General features: G+C 64.3%; 15 protein-coding genes. 6 read left to right on the top strand and 9 right to left on the bottom strand.

The window, feature by feature from the left end; translation table 11 throughout:
* The first annotated feature begins 18 nt into the window (after positions 1-18).
* On the top strand, positions 19-1,974 hold the full coding sequence (locus tag ACP159_RS11910; protein ID WP_425099939.1) for a lytic transglycosylase domain-containing protein: 1,956 nt from the start codon (positions 19-21) through the stop codon (positions 1,972-1,974).
* Positions 1,975-1,978: 4 nt separating this feature from the next.
* Here the strand turns inward: ACP159_RS11910 and ACP159_RS11905 are convergent, their stop codons facing one another.
* Entirely contained in the window at positions 1,979-2,848 is an 870-nt protein-coding gene (locus ACP159_RS11905) for a DMT family transporter (RefSeq protein WP_425099938.1), read from the bottom strand.
* 14 nt (positions 2,849-2,862) lie between these two features.
* Positions 2,863-3,528 (bottom strand): tRNA (5-methylaminomethyl-2-thiouridine)(34)-methyltransferase MnmD, encoded by a 666-nt coding sequence (mnmD, locus tag ACP159_RS11900; protein WP_425099937.1) that lies wholly within the window; start codon positions 3,526-3,528, stop codon positions 2,863-2,865.
* Positions 3,529-3,679: 151 nt separating this feature from the next.
* Here mnmD and ACP159_RS11895 point away from each other — a divergent pair, with 151 nt between their 5' ends.
* A complete protein-coding gene (locus ACP159_RS11895) occupies positions 3,680-4,717 on the top strand; it encodes an NAD(P)/FAD-dependent oxidoreductase (protein ID WP_425099936.1) in 1,038 nt (345 codons plus the stop codon).
* Positions 4,718-4,844: 127 nt separating this feature from the next.
* Here ACP159_RS11895 and uvrC read toward each other — a convergent pair whose 3' ends face one another.
* The 7 genes from uvrC to ACP159_RS11860 all read right to left on the bottom strand — a co-directional run bounded on the left by uvrC (position 4,845) and on the right by ACP159_RS11860 (position 11,320).
* Positions 4,845-6,710 (bottom strand): excinuclease ABC subunit UvrC, encoded by a 1,866-nt coding sequence (gene uvrC, locus ACP159_RS11890; RefSeq protein WP_425099935.1) that lies wholly within the window; start codon positions 6,708-6,710, stop codon positions 4,845-4,847.
* 298 nt (positions 6,711-7,008) lie between these two features.
* Positions 7,009-7,797 carry an SDR family oxidoreductase gene (locus tag ACP159_RS11885; RefSeq protein WP_425099934.1) on the bottom strand — a complete coding sequence of 263 codons (789 nt, stop codon included), beginning with the start codon at positions 7,795-7,797 and terminating at the stop codon, positions 7,009-7,011.
* An 8-nt stretch (positions 7,798-7,805) separates the two neighbouring features.
* Positions 7,806-8,756: a calcium/sodium antiporter gene (locus ACP159_RS11880; RefSeq protein WP_425099933.1), complete on the bottom strand. Its 951-nt coding sequence runs from the start codon at positions 8,754-8,756 to the stop codon at positions 7,806-7,808.
* A 1-nt stretch (position 8,757) separates the two neighbouring features.
* Positions 8,758-8,931 carry a hypothetical protein gene (locus ACP159_RS11875; protein WP_425099932.1) on the bottom strand — a complete coding sequence of 58 codons (174 nt, stop codon included), beginning with the start codon at positions 8,929-8,931 and terminating at the stop codon, positions 8,758-8,760.
* Position 8,932: 1 nt separating this feature from the next.
* Positions 8,933-9,730, bottom strand: coding sequence for a S49 family peptidase (locus ACP159_RS11870; RefSeq protein ID WP_425099931.1), 798 nt, complete (start codon positions 9,728-9,730; stop codon positions 8,933-8,935).
* Positions 9,731-9,889: 159 nt separating this feature from the next.
* Positions 9,890-10,333: a MaoC family dehydratase gene (locus ACP159_RS11865; protein ID WP_425099930.1), complete on the bottom strand. Its 444-nt coding sequence runs from the start codon at positions 10,331-10,333 to the stop codon at positions 9,890-9,892.
* A 114-nt stretch (positions 10,334-10,447) separates the two neighbouring features.
* A complete protein-coding gene (locus ACP159_RS11860) occupies positions 10,448-11,320 on the bottom strand; it encodes a TIGR01459 family HAD-type hydrolase (RefSeq protein WP_425099929.1) in 873 nt (290 codons plus the stop codon).
* A 195-nt stretch (positions 11,321-11,515) separates the two neighbouring features.
* Between ACP159_RS11860 and ACP159_RS11855 the strand changes: the two genes are divergently transcribed.
* From ACP159_RS11855 to ACP159_RS11840, 4 genes are read left to right on the top strand one after another with little or no spacing between them, the layout of a single operon-like run.
* Positions 11,516-11,995: a UPF0262 family protein gene (locus ACP159_RS11855; protein WP_425099928.1), complete on the top strand. Its 480-nt coding sequence runs from the start codon at positions 11,516-11,518 to the stop codon at positions 11,993-11,995.
* 2 nt (positions 11,996-11,997) lie between these two features.
* Positions 11,998-12,438: a low molecular weight phosphatase family protein gene (locus ACP159_RS11850; protein ID WP_425099927.1), complete on the top strand. Its 441-nt coding sequence runs from the start codon at positions 11,998-12,000 to the stop codon at positions 12,436-12,438.
* A gap of 4 nt (positions 12,439-12,442) precedes the next feature.
* Positions 12,443-12,838 (top strand): ketosteroid isomerase-related protein, encoded by a 396-nt coding sequence (locus ACP159_RS11845; RefSeq protein ID WP_425099926.1) that lies wholly within the window; start codon positions 12,443-12,445, stop codon positions 12,836-12,838.
* Positions 12,838-13,422 carry a GNAT family N-acetyltransferase gene (locus tag ACP159_RS11840; protein WP_425099925.1) on the top strand — a complete coding sequence of 195 codons (585 nt, stop codon included), beginning with the start codon at positions 12,838-12,840 and terminating at the stop codon, positions 13,420-13,422. Before ACP159_RS11845 ends, ACP159_RS11840 begins: the two co-directional genes overlap by 1 nt.
* Positions 13,423-13,549 lie beyond the last annotated feature (127 nt).

The following is a 13,549-nucleotide window of genomic DNA, read 5'->3' as shown; positions in this document are numbered from 1 at the left end:
CACGGAAAATGCAAGCTCATGTCGCGCCTGCTGCTTTGTCTTCTTGTCCTTTGTTTGCCGTTTTCCGCCGCCGCCGAGCGGGCCGGGGATGCGCTCGGGCGTGCCATGGCGGCCATGCGCGAGGGCAATTGGGCCAAGGCGCAGATCGAGGCGCGCACCGACGGGCAGGTGGCGGTGGACGTGATTCTCTGGCACGCGCTGCGGGCCGGGCGGGGCGATCCGACGGAAGTCATGGATTTCATCGCCCGCAACCCCGATTGGCCGGGCATGGACTACCTGCGCGAGAAGAGCGAGATCGTCATGTCCGAGGCGCCGCTGGACGACGTGCGGAAATTCTTTGCCGATCAACTGCCGCAGACCGGCGCGGGCGCGCTGGCGTTGGCGAAGGTGCACAAGGAGGACGGCAACGAAGGGCTCGCGGCGGCGGAGGTCGTGCTGGCCTGGCGTACGCTGGCGCTGACGGCGGACGAGCGGCGGGCGTTCATCTTCAATTGGGAAGACGTGCTGAAGGATCACAACACCGCGCGTCTCGACATGGCGCTCTGGAAAGGCTGGAGCAGCAACGCCAGCGCCATGGTGCCGCTGGTGGACGAAGGCTGGCGCAAGCTGGCCGAGGCGCGGATGGCGCTGCGCGCCGACGAGGGCGGCGTCGACGGCAAGATCGCGGCGGTGCCGGCGGAACTGGCGAACCACCCGGGGCTGGCCTTCGAGCGTTTCCTGTGGCGGGTCCGGAAGGGCCGCGACGCCGATGCCATCGCCCTCCTGCTGGAGCAATCGACCAGTGCGGAGAACCTGGGGGAACCCTGGGCCTGGGCTAATGCGCGGATCGACCTGGCGCGGGAGCGGATGCGCGACGGCGCGGTGCGCGAAGCCTACCAGATCGCTGCGTCGCATTACCTCGTCGAAGGCTCCGACTTCGCGGAGCTGGAATGGCTGTCCGGGTATCTCGCCCTGCGGTATCTCGACCGCGCCGACCTCGCCGAAGCGCATTTCAAGCGCTTCCGGGACGCGATCTGGACGCCGATCTCCGTGGGCCGTGCCGGGTACTGGCTGGGCAGGGCGCTGGAGAAGCAGGGCAAGACGGCGGAGGCTGCGGCGGCTTATGGCGAGGCGGCGAAGTTCCAGACCTCGTTCTACGGCCTGTTGGCCGCCGAGCGCGCCGGGATCGCGCCGGACCCGACACTTGCCGGAACGGAAGATTTCCCCGACTGGCGGCAGGCCGCCTTTACCAAGTCTTCGGTTTTCGACGCCGGTATCCTTTTGCTTGCCGCCGGGGAGGTACCGCTGGGCGAGCGTTTCCTGACGCATCTGGCCGAAGGGCTGGACCGGACCGGGATGGGGCAGATGGGCAAGATGCTCGAAGAGTTGAACCGCCCGCACATCCAGGTGATGCTGGGCAAACGCGCCGCGCAATACGGGATCGAGTTGCCGGGGCCTTATTATGCGCTGCATCCCGGGATCACGGGCGCCGAGTTCCCGGTCCCGAAGGAACTGGTCCTGTCCATCGCCCGCCGCGAATCCGAGTTCGATCCGGAGGTGATCTCAGGTGCCGGGGCGCGGGGCTTCATGCAGCTGATGCCGGGCACCGCCCGCGATGTCTCGCGCTGGCTCAACATCGACTATGACGCGGACAAGCTGCTGAGCGATCCGTCGTACAATGCGACTTTGGGTGCGGCCTACCTCGCCGATCTGGCGGACCGCTTCAACGGCAACGCCGTGATGATGGCAGCGGGCTATAACGCCGGGCCGGGGCGTCCGAACCAGTGGATGGCCCGCTATGGCGACCCGCGCAAGGGCGAGGTCGACATCATCGACTGGATCGAGTTCATCCCCTTCGACGAGACGCGCAACTACGTCATGCGGGTAACCGAGAGCTTGCCGGTCTACCGCGCCCGTCTCGGGCTCAAGCCACACCCAGTGCCGTTCAGCCAGGAACTGGTCGGCAGCACGCTGCACCGGGTGGTGGCGGACTGAACCGTCAGGCGGCAGCCTTCCGCGCCCGCCAGAGCGTGAACAGCCCCGCCGCGATGATCAGCGCCACGCCGATGGCGACATTGGCGCGGATCGTCTCGCCGAAGACCACGATGCCGAGGATGCTGGCAAAGACAAGCTGCAGGTAGGCGAAGGGCTGCACGGCGCTGGCCTCCGCCACTTCGTAGACCCGGATCAAGGTGTAGTGTCCCGCCGCGCCAGTCATGCAAAGCAGCGCCATCCAGCCCCAGTCCGGCGTGCTCATCGGCACCCAGTACCACGCCCCGATAGCGGTCGCGACGACCATGCCCACGGTGCCGGTGTAGAAGAAGGACGTCGCCGCCGTGTCCGTCCGCGCCACGTAGCGGGTCAGCAGGCCGTAGAGCGCAAACATGAGGGCGGCGAGAAGCGGGATGGCGGCATAGGGCGAAAAGACACCGCCGGAAGGCTGAAGAATGATGATCACGCCGACGAAACCGACCCCGATTGCCGCCCATCGCCGCCAACCGACCTTTTCGCCGAGCACCGGGCCGGAGAGCGCGGCGACGAGCAGCGGGTAGCAGGCAAACACCGCGTGGCTCTCGACCAGACCGAGAAAGACGAAGCCGACCACCATGACGTTGATCTCCACCACCAGCAGCGCGGCGCGGAACGCCTGGACCCAAGGCACGCCGGACTGTGCCGCGCTGCGCAGCCCGCCGGCCTGACGCTTGGCAATGGCCATGACGAAGGCGGCAAAGAACCAGTAGCGGATCATCACCACCATCATGGTATTGTATTCCCCGGCAAGGTGCCGCGAGAGCCCGTCCTGCATGGCAAAGATGAAGGTGGTCACGACCATCAGCCAGATGCCGAGGCCAAGGTTCTGTTCTTTCATGTCGGTCTATCCAGTCAACCCATCCGGGCCTGTGTCATGTGTCTTTTTCGGCCATAGCCGCGCGCACGCACCACCGTGAACCCGGCCTCCGCCAGGCTGCGCCGGACGTGCCCGGCGGCGGTGTATGTGGCGGCAGTGCCTCCGGGGTTGGTGTGATCGGCCACTGCCCGCATCAGGGAGGGATCCCAGAGTTCCGGGTTCTTCGCCGGGGAAAACCCGTCGAGGAACCAGGCGTCGGCCTTGTTCTGCCAGAGCGGCAGCGTCTGCCGCGCGTCGCCTACGATCATCTCGAAACGAAGGTCCGGCAGGTCGATCCGGTGGGCATCCGCATGCCAGAAGGGGGCCAGTTCGGCCGTCACCTCCGCGACGTCCGGAAAGGCCGCCTGCGCGCGGATCATCTCCGGACCGGACAGCGGATAGGCTTCGAAGGTGGTGAATGTCAGCGGTCCGGGCTTGCCCGCCTGCCGCCAGAGCAACAGCGCGGCGAGCAGGTTCATCCCGGTCCCGAACCCCAGTTCGGCGATGTGAAAGCCGTCCCTGAACCGCTCCGGCAAGCCGTTGCCGTCGAGGAAGACATGACGCGTCTCGGCAAAGCCATTATCGAGCGAGAAATAGGGATCATCGAACCGCGTCGAGACGGGCACCTCGCCTCGCCAGTCGAGCGCACTCTGGCCTGTCATGGGTTTTCCTTATCGAGCAGTCGCCGGGATACCTGAAACACAGGACATCGCAAATGTCGCAGCAAAGCGATGGCCCGACAGCGCATTAGCGATTCAGGTTCTGCCGGAAACGGTATAGGTGTCATCCGAGTTTTGAAGCCAGGGAGCGACAATGACAAGCGTGGATGTGACCGTTCGCGGGGCGGGCGCCTTCGGCCTGAGCATTGCCTTTGCCTGCGTGCGGCGCGGCGCGAAGGTGCGCGTGGTCGATCCGTTCGGCCCTGGCGCCGGCGCATCGGGCGGCATCGTCGGGGCGCTCGCGCCGCATGTGCCGGAAAACTGGAACGAGAAGAAGGCGTTCCAACTCGACAGCCTGCTGATGGCCGAGCAGTTCTGGAAAGCCGTGGAAGACGCCGGGGGAGTTTCCCCGGGCTATGGACGCACCGGACGCCTGCAACCCATCGCCGACGAGGCTGCGCTGGCCCTGGCCCGGGCGCGCGGCGAGAACGCAAGGACTCTCTGGCAAGGCCGGGCGACTTGGGAGATCGTCGAGGCCAAAGGCGACGTCGTCCCGCAAAGCCCGGCTGGCCTCCTGATCCACGACACCCTGAGCGCCCGCCTGCACCCCCGCCGCGCCTGCGACGCGCTGGTGGCGGCGCTGCGTGCAAACGGCGCTGAAATCCTGACCGAAGCCGAGGACGAGGGCGCAATTGTGCACGCCACCGGTTGGCAGGGGCTACTCGATCTGAACGGCCATTTTGACCGAAGGGTCGGCGATGGCGTCAAGGGACAGGCGATTCTGCTCGACTTCGACGCCAGGGACGCCCCGCAACTCTTCCCCGGTGGCCTGCACATCATCCCGCATGCCGACGGCACCACGGCCATCGGCTCCACCTCGGAACGCGACTTCGACGATCCGGCCGCCACCGACACCCTGTCGGACGACCTGCTGGCCCGTGCCCTCGACGCCTTGCCGCAGCTGTCGACCGCCAGGGTCATAAAACGCTGGGCCGGTGTGCGCCCCCGGGCGAAGACCCGCGCTCCGCTGCTCGGGCCGTGGCCCGGCAGACCGCGTCACTACATCGCAAATGGCGGCTTCAAGATCGGCTTTGGCATGGCTCCGAAGGTGGCGCAGGTCATGGCGGACCTTGTCCTCAATGGCAGCGATGCCATCCCGCAAGGCTTCCACACGGCCGGCCTCCTGCGCTGACCCGGTCTTCTTTGGTCCAATAGTACCGCGGGGGTCGCCAGTGTTGCGCCATTGGTCCGAGCGACAATGGCGACGGCAGAGCCCCGCAGCAAAATTTTGCGAAGACAAAATTTTCGCTCGTCCGGCCTCACCCGCCCTCGCGAAAAAACGCATAGATCCGTTCGGCCAGCGATTCCGAAACGCCTTCGACCGCCTTCAGATCCGAGACGTTCGCGCGGCTGACCGCCTTCGCCGACCCGAAATGCGCCAGCAACGCTCGCTTGCGCGCGCCGCCGACGCCGGAAATCTCGTCCAGCGGGTTCTTCATGTTGGACTTCGCCCGTTTCGCCCGGTGCGTGCCGATGGCAAAGCGGTGCGCCTCGTCACGCAGCCGCTGGACGAAGTACAGCACCGGATCGTTGTGCCGCAGCGCAAAGGGTCGCTCGCCCATTCGGTGGAACTCTTCCTTGCCCGCATCGCGGTCCACGCCTTTGGCGACACCGACAAAGGGCACATCCTCCACCCCATGCTCCGCCATGATTTCCGCCACCGCCGAGACCTGCCCGGCGCCGCCGTCGATCAGCATCAGGTCGGGCCAAAGCCCCTTTGTCCGGTCCGGGTCCTCCTTCAAGAGCCGCTTCAAGCGCCGGTTCAGCACCTCCTTCATCATGCCGAAGTCATCGCCGGGCACCAGTTCGTCGCCGCGAATGTTGAACTTGCGATACTGGTTCTTCATGAACCCGTCCGGCCCCGCGACGATCATGCCGCCCACGGCGTTGGTGCCCTGGATGTGGCTGTTGTCGTAGACTTCGATCCGCTCCGGCGGGTTTTCCAGCCCGAAGGCTTCCGCCAGCCCGCGCAGCAGCTTCGCCTGCGTGGCGCTCTCCGACATGCGCCGCGCGAGGCTCTCCCGGGCATTGCGCAGCGCCGAGTCGACCAGCTCCGACTTCTCCCCGCGCTGCGGCACGGTTATCTCCACTTTGCGTCCGAGTTTGTCGGAGAGGGCCTGACACATCAGGTCAGCATCCTCGATACCATGAGACAGCAGCAGCAGCCGGGGCGGCTCCTTCTGGTCGTAGAACTGTCCGATGAAGGCTTCCATGACCTCTGCTTCGCCCACATCCGGCCCGACGCGGGGGTAGAAGTCGCGGTTGCCCCAGTTCTGGTTGGCTCGGATGAAGAAGACCTGCACGCAGGCCTGACCGCTTTCCATGTGCAGCGCGATGATGTCCGCCTCCGCCACACCCTGCGGGTTGATGCCCTGCGCGGTCTGGACCTGGGTCAGCGCCCGGATGCGGTCGCGCAGGGCCGCCGCCCGCTCGAACTCCATGTCCTCGGAGGCTTGCGCCATCTGCGCCGCCAGCGTCTCCTGGATCTCCGTCGATTTCCCCGACAGGAAGCGCTGCGCGTCCTTCACGGCCTTCGCGTATTCCGCTTCGCTGATCTTTCCGACGCATGGACCTGAGCAGCGCTTGATCTGGTATTGCAGGCAGGGCCGCGTGCGGGTCTCAAACATCGAATCCGAGCAGTTGCGGAGCTGGAAGCCCTTCTGCAACTGCGAGAGCACCCGCGTCACCGCCCCGGCGCTGGCGAAGGGGCCGTAGTAGCTGCCGCCCTCCTTCTTCGCCCCGCGATGCTTCTTGATCATCGGGTAGGGGTGGTCGGTGACGAGGATGTTCGGGAAGCTCTTGTCGTCGCGCAGCAGCACGTTGAACTTCGGCTTGAGCTGCTTGATCAGGTTCTGTTCGAGCAGCAGCGCCTCGGTTTCCGTCCGCGTCGTGAGGAACATCATCGAGGCCGTCTCGGAGATCATCCGCTCGATGCGCCGGGAATGCTGGGCCGAGGGGCGGGCGTAGCTCGACACCCGCGCCCTCAGGTTGCGGGCCTTTCCGACGTATAGAACGCGCGATTGGTCGTCCAGCATACGATAGACGCCGGGACTGCCGTCCAGGGTCTTCAGGTAGTCCTGAATGACCGGATAGCCCTTGCGAATCGGAGGCGTTGGATCGGTCATGGGTTCCTTCACGGCAGCATGTGATTCTCCGGATCGGCTGCAATGCCGCGCCGGTCTGTTCAAGGCTTATAACATCCACGGATCATGTGGATAACTCTGTAGGCAGTTTGCAGGCATCCGGGAATTTTCCTTGTATCCAGCAGGGTTCGCCCAATTGATTAATTTTTGTGCAAACTTGCAAGCCATTGAAATCATTCAAAAGAAAACCGAGCGTGTCGCAAGTCTTTGAGTTTCTTAACAATTCCGTAACACTTCGGTGACAGATCGTGAAGCGGTGCAAAACTTGCGTTCAGCATGCTTATTCAAGGCCTACAACGTCCGGTGTTTCCCATGCCAGATGCTGTCCGCCGTCGACGCAAAGCAACTGTCCGGTGACGGCAGGCGAGTCGATGAAGTAGCCGAGCGCGGCGGTGATGTCGGCGGGATTCGCGCCCCGGTCAAGGATCGTTGCGCGCCTTTGCCGGGCAAACTGGTCCGGGTCCTGCCCCGGTCCCTGCAGCGTCGGTCCGGGGCCGATCGCGTTGACGCGAACGGCCGGCGCAAGCCCCTGCGCGGCGGTCCGCGTGAGCGCCCAGAGGCCCATCTTCGCAATGGTGTAGCTGGCGAACATCGGCGTCAGCTTGCGCACCCGCTGGTCAATCATGTTGACGATGAGCCCCTGCGCCAGCGGCTCGCCGGTCTCATCCGTCAGCGGGTTCGGCACCTGTGCGGCGAAGCCCTGCGTCAGCACGAAAGGCGCGCGCAGGTTGCTCTCCATATGGCGATCCCAGCTTTCCCGGCTGGCGGTGCGGATGTCGTCCTGCTCGAAGATCGAAGCATTGTTGACCAGCAGGGTCAGCGGTCCACCCAGGGCCTCGCGCGCACGGTCGATCAATCCGGCGGTCTCCGCCTCGTTCAGCAGATCGGCTTGCAGGGCTTCGGCCTGGACGCCCAGGGCACGGATGTCGCCGACTGTTTCCTCGGCCGCGTCGGCGGACCCGGCAAAATGCACGGCCACGTCATAGCCGCGCCCGGCGAGATAAAGTGCCATGGACCGGCCGAGCCGCCTGGCTGCGCCGGTCACCAGAGCCTTTCCCGCAGCCCCCATGATCCGCCTCACAGCGCCAGAACGGCGAAGACATACGCCGCGTAGAGCACGGTCAGCACGATACCCCAGAGCCGCGTGAGGTTCTGCCGCAGGAAGACGAAGGGGATCAGCAGGAGGGAGGCGGCGAGCATGACCCAGAGGTCGAACTGCAGGAACGCCGGGTCCACCGGCATCGGCTTGATCAGCGCGGCAATGCCGATGATGGCCAAGAGGTTGAAAAGGTTCGAGCCGATCACGTTGCCGAGCGCGACATCCGCCTGACGACGGATCGCTGCCATGACGGTCGTGGCGAGTTCCGGCAGGGAGGTGCCGACGGCCACGAGGGTCAGACCGATCACCGTGTCCGAGACGCCGTACATCAGCGCGATCTCGCGGGCACTGTCGACCAGCAGGCTGGCGCCCCACGGCAAACCGACAAGGCCGAGCACGAGGTAGAGGACAATCCGCCACCAGGGCATGTCGGGGTCTGCGCCCTCGGGTTCCTCCAACTCGGGTTCGAGATCCCCGGCGCGGCGATGCGCCAGCGCGTCGCGGACCGAGACCCAGAGAAACGCGGCAAGCGCGGCCAGCAGCACCAGCGCCGCCACCCGGTCGAATGTACCCCGGAAGGCCAGGGCGATGAACAGCAGCGTTGCGCCCATCATCTGCACAAAGCTCTTGCGGGTGTTGCATTCGGACGTGTGCATGACCGCGATCATCGCGGGAAGACCCAGCACCAGCAGCACGTTGGCGGTGTTGGAGCCGACCACGTTGCCCAACGCAATGCCCGGTACGCCGTCCAGCGCCGCCTTGACCGAGATCAGCAATTCCGGCGCGGAAGTGCCGAAGGCAACGATGGTCAGGCTGACGATCAGCGCCGGAATCCCGACGCGCAGGCTGAGGTTGACGGCGCCTTTCACCAGTGCATCGCCGGCAAGAAGCAGGATCAGCAGACCCAGGATCGCGTAGGCAAAGACCATGTCAGCTCTTTTTTTTCGGAGTGTTGCACGGGCAGGGGCCCTTGCCGATGCGATAGCGTCCGCATTTCGGACAGCGGACGTCGGCGATGCGTTTCTGTCCCGGCAAGCGCAGCTTGCCGAACATTGCCAGCACGGCAATGAAGATCAGGAAAAGGGAGACCGCCTTGACCAGCACGTCAGAGGCCGAACCGCGCGAACTCCGCGCGTTCCTCGAATTCCGTCAATACACCCTGCGCCATCGACAGGCCCAGACGCGGGAAGAACGGTTTCTTCGCGGCGAACCGGCGGAACCTGACGTTGTCGCCGAAGCGTTCTTTCATCTTCGGCACCAGATGCCCGACGCCATCGGCCAGGCCCTGCTCGACCGCGTGGCGGCCAACCCAGATTTCGCCGGTGAACAGGTCCGGGTTCTCCTTGAGCTTGCCTTGGCGGGCGGTCTTCACGTGGCTGATGAAATTGTCGTGCAATTGCCCGAGCAGCCGGTTGAGGCGGGCGACGTCTTCTTCGGTTTCGGGCTTGAACGGGTCCATCATGGATTTCGACTTGCCCGCCGTATGCACCCGCCGCTCGATCCCCTGCCGCTGCAGGAAGACATGCGCGCCAAAGCCTGCGGAGATGACACCTATGGAGCCGAGGATGCTGCTTTCGTCGGCCCAGATCTCGTCCGCCGCCGAGGCCAGCCAATAGCCACCCGAGGCCGCGACGTCCTCGACGAAGGCAAAGACCTTGACCTCGTTCTCCTCCGCCAGCCGCCGGATGCGGGCCCCGATCAGGGAGCTTTGAACGGGCGAACCACCGGGCGAGTTGATTTCCAGCGCCACGGCTTTGGGCTTGCCCTTGGTGAACGCCTTTTCCAGCATCGAGGCGGTGTTGCGGTCATTGATAGATCCCCGCCCGCCCATGCCGATGGCGCCTTGCAAACGCACGACGTTCACCGTCGGCACGGAATTCAAGAAGGGGATCCAGCGTTTCATGTCCCGTGATGTAGATTGCGAGGCAGGCCGCTACAAGGCCACGGCGGAAAGAACCCTTCGCCCGTGTCGCGACGACACCGGCGACAGGAAAAAGCCCGCGCGATCCGGCGGGATCGGCGGGCTTCGGAAGCGCGGGTGGGCCGCACCGCCTGCTTTGGTTCAGTCGAACTTGCGTGACGGCGCCAGAACCTTGGCCTCGCCGATCAGGACTTTCTTGCCGTCGACGGAACAATGGCAGTCCATCGTCACACGGCGCTTGGCGATGTCGATGTCTGTCACCTTGACCTCCGCATAGACGGTGTCGCCGGGACGCACCGGGCCAAGAAACTTCAGCGTCTGGCCGAGGTAGACGGTGCCATGGCCCGGCAGCTGTTCCCCGATCACGGCGGAAATCAGACCGGCGGTCAGCATTCCGTGCGCGATGCGTCCCTCGAAGATGGTGTCCTGCGCATAGTCGTCGTCGAGGTGCACCGGGTTCCGGTCTGTCGAGATCTGGGCAAACATCTCGATGTCCTGGTCGGTCACGACCTTCCGCAGGTAACGGGACATACCCATCTCGATGTCTTCGATACAGATCGTTCCGCGTGGCAGATTGTCCAACATCTGGCCCTCCATGATCCCGCTGCGCCGGTATGCTCAGGTAATAAATGCGCTCCAAGACGCGCTGATTGGCAATTTTATTACTTTGCGGACGCAGAAAAATCAAGGGCTAATTCGTTACGCCAGGGTTCCCATGGCGAATGTCGGACTGATCATTTCCTTTTGGATATAATCGGTTAGAGCCTCCGGATCAGGCATATGCGACGTTTTGGTCTCTTCTCGGGCCAGCCCGCCCGTAATGAACAGAGAATCGAGATCCTCGCCCATGGCCCCGCGAATGTCCGTCGCCGGACCATCCCCGATGGCAAGGATTCCGGCGTCGGTGATGCCCTTGCGATGCTCGGCGAGACGCAGGCGGGCAAGGTCGTAGATTGGCGGATGCGGCTTCCCGAAATAGAGGCTCTCGCCGCCCATCTCGGAATAGAGTTGCGCCACAGCCCCGGCGCAATACTCCCTCTTGTCGCCGCGATCCACCACGATGTCGGGGTTGGCGCAGAGCAGTTTCATGCCCTTCTGCTTGGCATAGAGGAATTGCGGGCGATAGACGTCCGGCTCGGCGTGCGGGTCCTCGGGACCGCAGCAGATGATACCTTCGGCCTGCTCGAACGGAACGCGGGTGATCTCCACCGGGTCCTTCAGCATCTTCAGCGGCTCGAAAAAGGACAGGTCGTGCGGTTGCCCCATGAACCAGACCTTTTGCCCGACCGCGCCGCGGAACATCGCAACGCGGGCGCTGTCGCCGGACGTGGCGATGTCGTCATAGGCCTCCTTCGGCACCTCGAAGAACTCCAACTGCTTGGCGACCTCGTGGCGCGAACGGGGGGCGTTGGTGACGAGAATGACCGCCCCGCCGCGCTCGCGATAACGGACAAGCGCCTGCACGGCCGAGGGAATCGCCTTCCTGCCGTTGTGCACGCAACCCCAGAGGTCGACGAAAAGTGCGTCGTATCGGTCCGAAATCTCGGAAAGCGCGGTGATGATCTCGGTCATGGTTCTGTCCTCTTCGATGTGCCGCCGTTTGGAGCACAGGCGCGCCGGCTTGGCCAGAGGCCCGGTGACGGCCACAGGCGTGAGTGTCTGTGCCGCGCTGGCCGCACGGCTCGGATGGTACGACACAAAAGCATCATATTGCCAAGATGCCCGCGCGGCTGCTACAAAATTGCTGCACCTGCGAAAGACCGTCCCATGACCCATATCGCCCATATCGTTCTGGATGACGGTGGCCTGCCGCCGCCGACGCCAGAGATCGAACAGGAACGCCGCGTGGCGATGTTCGACCTGATGGAGGAAAACTCCTTCTCGCTGCCCGCCCGCGATGACCGGGTGGTGCCGAAAGGGCCGTACAACCTTGGCCTCTCGATCCGCGAGAAGCGGCTGGTCTTCGATGTGACCACCGAGAGCCACGAGAAGGCGGCTGAGTTCCACCTGTCGCTGTCGCCATTCCGGCAGGTGGTGAAAGACTACTTCGCGATCTGCAAAAGTTACTTCGACGCGGTCAAGACCCTGCCGCCCAGCCAGATCGAAACCATCGACATGGCCCGCCGCGGTATCCACAACGAAGGCGCGCGCATCCTGCAGGAACGGCTCGAAGGCAAAGCCGAGGTCGATGATGCCACCGCCCGCCGCCTGTTCACGTTGATCTGCGTGCTGCACTTCGGGGGCTGACCTTGGCGGAGCTCCCCCAGTCGGTGCTGTTCTGCTGCGATCACAACGCGGTGCGCTCGCCGATGGCCGAAGGGATCATGAAGAAGCTCTTCGGCACAGACGCCTACGTGCAGTCCGTCGGCGTGGTGAACGACCTCGAGATCGACGGCTTTGCCATCGCGGTCTGTGCCGAGATGGACGTTGCCCTGTCGCGCCACCGCTCGCGGAGCTTCGAGGAGCTCGAAGAGATGGGCGAAGCGCTGTCGGGCTTCGACGTGATCGTGACCCTGTCGCCGGCCTCGCAGCGCCGGGCGCTGGAACTCACCCGTTTCTACCACTTGACCGTCGAGTACTGGCCGATCATGGATCCAACCGGGATCGGCGAGACGCGCGAGCAGAAGCTCAACGCCTATCGCCAGACACGTGATCAGATCGCAGGCAAACTGCGGGAAAAATGGGGGTAAGGCCATGAGCCGGGAAGTCATCGAACGCTATTTCGCGGAGTTCAACGCCGGAAATACCGATGGAATGCTGGACTGTCTGACCGAGGACGTGGCGCATCACGTCAACGAGGGCAACGTCCGGATCGGCAAGACGCTGTTTGCCGAGTTCTGCGCCCATATGACCCGGTGCTACCGCGAAAACCTGACCGATATGGTGCTCTTCGTGAACGAGGACGGAACCCGTGGCGCGGCGGAGTTCATCGTCAACGGGACGTATCTGGAAACCGACTCCGGCCTCCCGGAAGCGAAGGGCCAGACCTACCGCCTGCCCGCCGGGTCCTTCTTCTCGCTGAAGGATGGCAGGATCAGCCGGGTCGTGACCTACTACAACCTCGCCGACTGGATCCGACAGGTCTCCTGATGCGGGTCGAGGTCCTGACCGGTGCGGCGCTCGACGCCGCTCTTGACGATGTCGCCCGCCTGCGGATCACCGTGTTCCGGGCGTTCCCGTATCTCTACGACGGGTCACTGGAGTACGAACGCACGTACCTGCAGACCTATCGGGAGAGAGAAACAGCGGTTCTGGTCGGGGCCTTCGACGGCACGCGGCTCGTTGGCGCGGCGACGGGCACGCCCATGGCGGACCACGCAGAGGATTTCGCGGCACCGTTTGCGGAAACGGACTTTGCGCTCCGAGATATCTTCTACTGCGCCGAATCCGTGCTCTTGCCGGATTACCGCGGGCAGGGCATCGGGCATCGATTCTTCGACCTGCGCGAGGCCCATGCGCAGGCTCTCGGGTCCCGCTACAGCGCCTTTTGCAGCGTCATGCGCCCACCGGATCACCCGCTCCGCCCCGCGACCTATGCGCCACTCGACCCATTCTGGCAAAAGCGCGGGTATGCGCCCCTGGACGGTGTCCAGGCGACGTTCCGATGGAAGGACATCGGTGAAGCCGAGCAAACCGACCACCGGCTGCAATTCTGGCTTCGCGCGTTGGCTTGACCGGCTCCTGCGGCGCAGGAAAATTTTGTCACGGCAGAATTTTTCTTCTGAGCTCTGCCCCGGACCCCGCAGAATTTTGAGACCAATGAAGCCGTATTCGCGCGACTGGATCTTCTTTGGTCCTCAA

The organism is Tropicibacter sp. S64, assembly GCF_049803835.1.
In the GTDB taxonomy this organism is placed as follows: Bacteria; Pseudomonadota; Alphaproteobacteria; order Rhodobacterales; family Rhodobacteraceae; genus Pacificoceanicola.
This window is presented reverse-complemented; position numbering and strand designations above follow the sequence as displayed.

Bases quoted from the DNA above. Each gene is read 5' to 3' on its own strand.
- ACP159_RS11905 (WP_425099938.1), bottom strand. From the start codon at position 2,848: ATGAAAGAACAGAACCTTGGCCTCGGCATCTGGCTGATGGTCGTGACC.
- ACP159_RS11880 (WP_425099933.1), bottom strand. From the start codon at position 8,756: ATGGTCTTTGCCTACGCGATCCTGGGTCTGCTGATCCTGCTTCTTGCC.
- ACP159_RS11870 (WP_425099931.1), bottom strand. From the start codon at position 9,730: ATGAAACGCTGGATCCCCTTCTTGAATTCCGTGCCGACGGTGAACGTC.
- ACP159_RS11845 (WP_425099926.1), top strand. From the start codon at position 12,443: ATGAGCCGGGAAGTCATCGAACGCTATTTCGCGGAGTTCAACGCCGGA.
- mnmD (WP_425099937.1), bottom strand. From the start codon at position 3,528: ATGACAGGCCAGAGTGCGCTCGACTGGCGAGGCGAGGTGCCCGTCTCG.
- ACP159_RS11885 (WP_425099934.1), bottom strand. From the start codon at position 7,797: ATGGGGGCTGCGGGAAAGGCTCTGGTGACCGGCGCAGCCAGGCGGCTC.
- uvrC (WP_425099935.1), bottom strand. From the start codon at position 6,710: ATGACCGATCCAACGCCTCCGATTCGCAAGGGCTATCCGGTCATTCAG.
- ACP159_RS11910 (WP_425099939.1), top strand. From the start codon at position 19: ATGTCGCGCCTGCTGCTTTGTCTTCTTGTCCTTTGTTTGCCGTTTTCC.
- ACP159_RS11895 (WP_425099936.1), top strand. From the start codon at position 3,680: ATGACAAGCGTGGATGTGACCGTTCGCGGGGCGGGCGCCTTCGGCCTG.
- ACP159_RS11865 (WP_425099930.1), bottom strand. From the start codon at position 10,333: ATGTTGGACAATCTGCCACGCGGAACGATCTGTATCGAAGACATCGAG.
- ACP159_RS11860 (WP_425099929.1), bottom strand. From the start codon at position 11,320: ATGACCGAGATCATCACCGCGCTTTCCGAGATTTCGGACCGATACGAC.
- ACP159_RS11855 (WP_425099928.1), top strand. From the start codon at position 11,516: ATGACCCATATCGCCCATATCGTTCTGGATGACGGTGGCCTGCCGCCG.
- ACP159_RS11840 (WP_425099925.1), top strand. From the start codon at position 12,838: ATGCGGGTCGAGGTCCTGACCGGTGCGGCGCTCGACGCCGCTCTTGAC.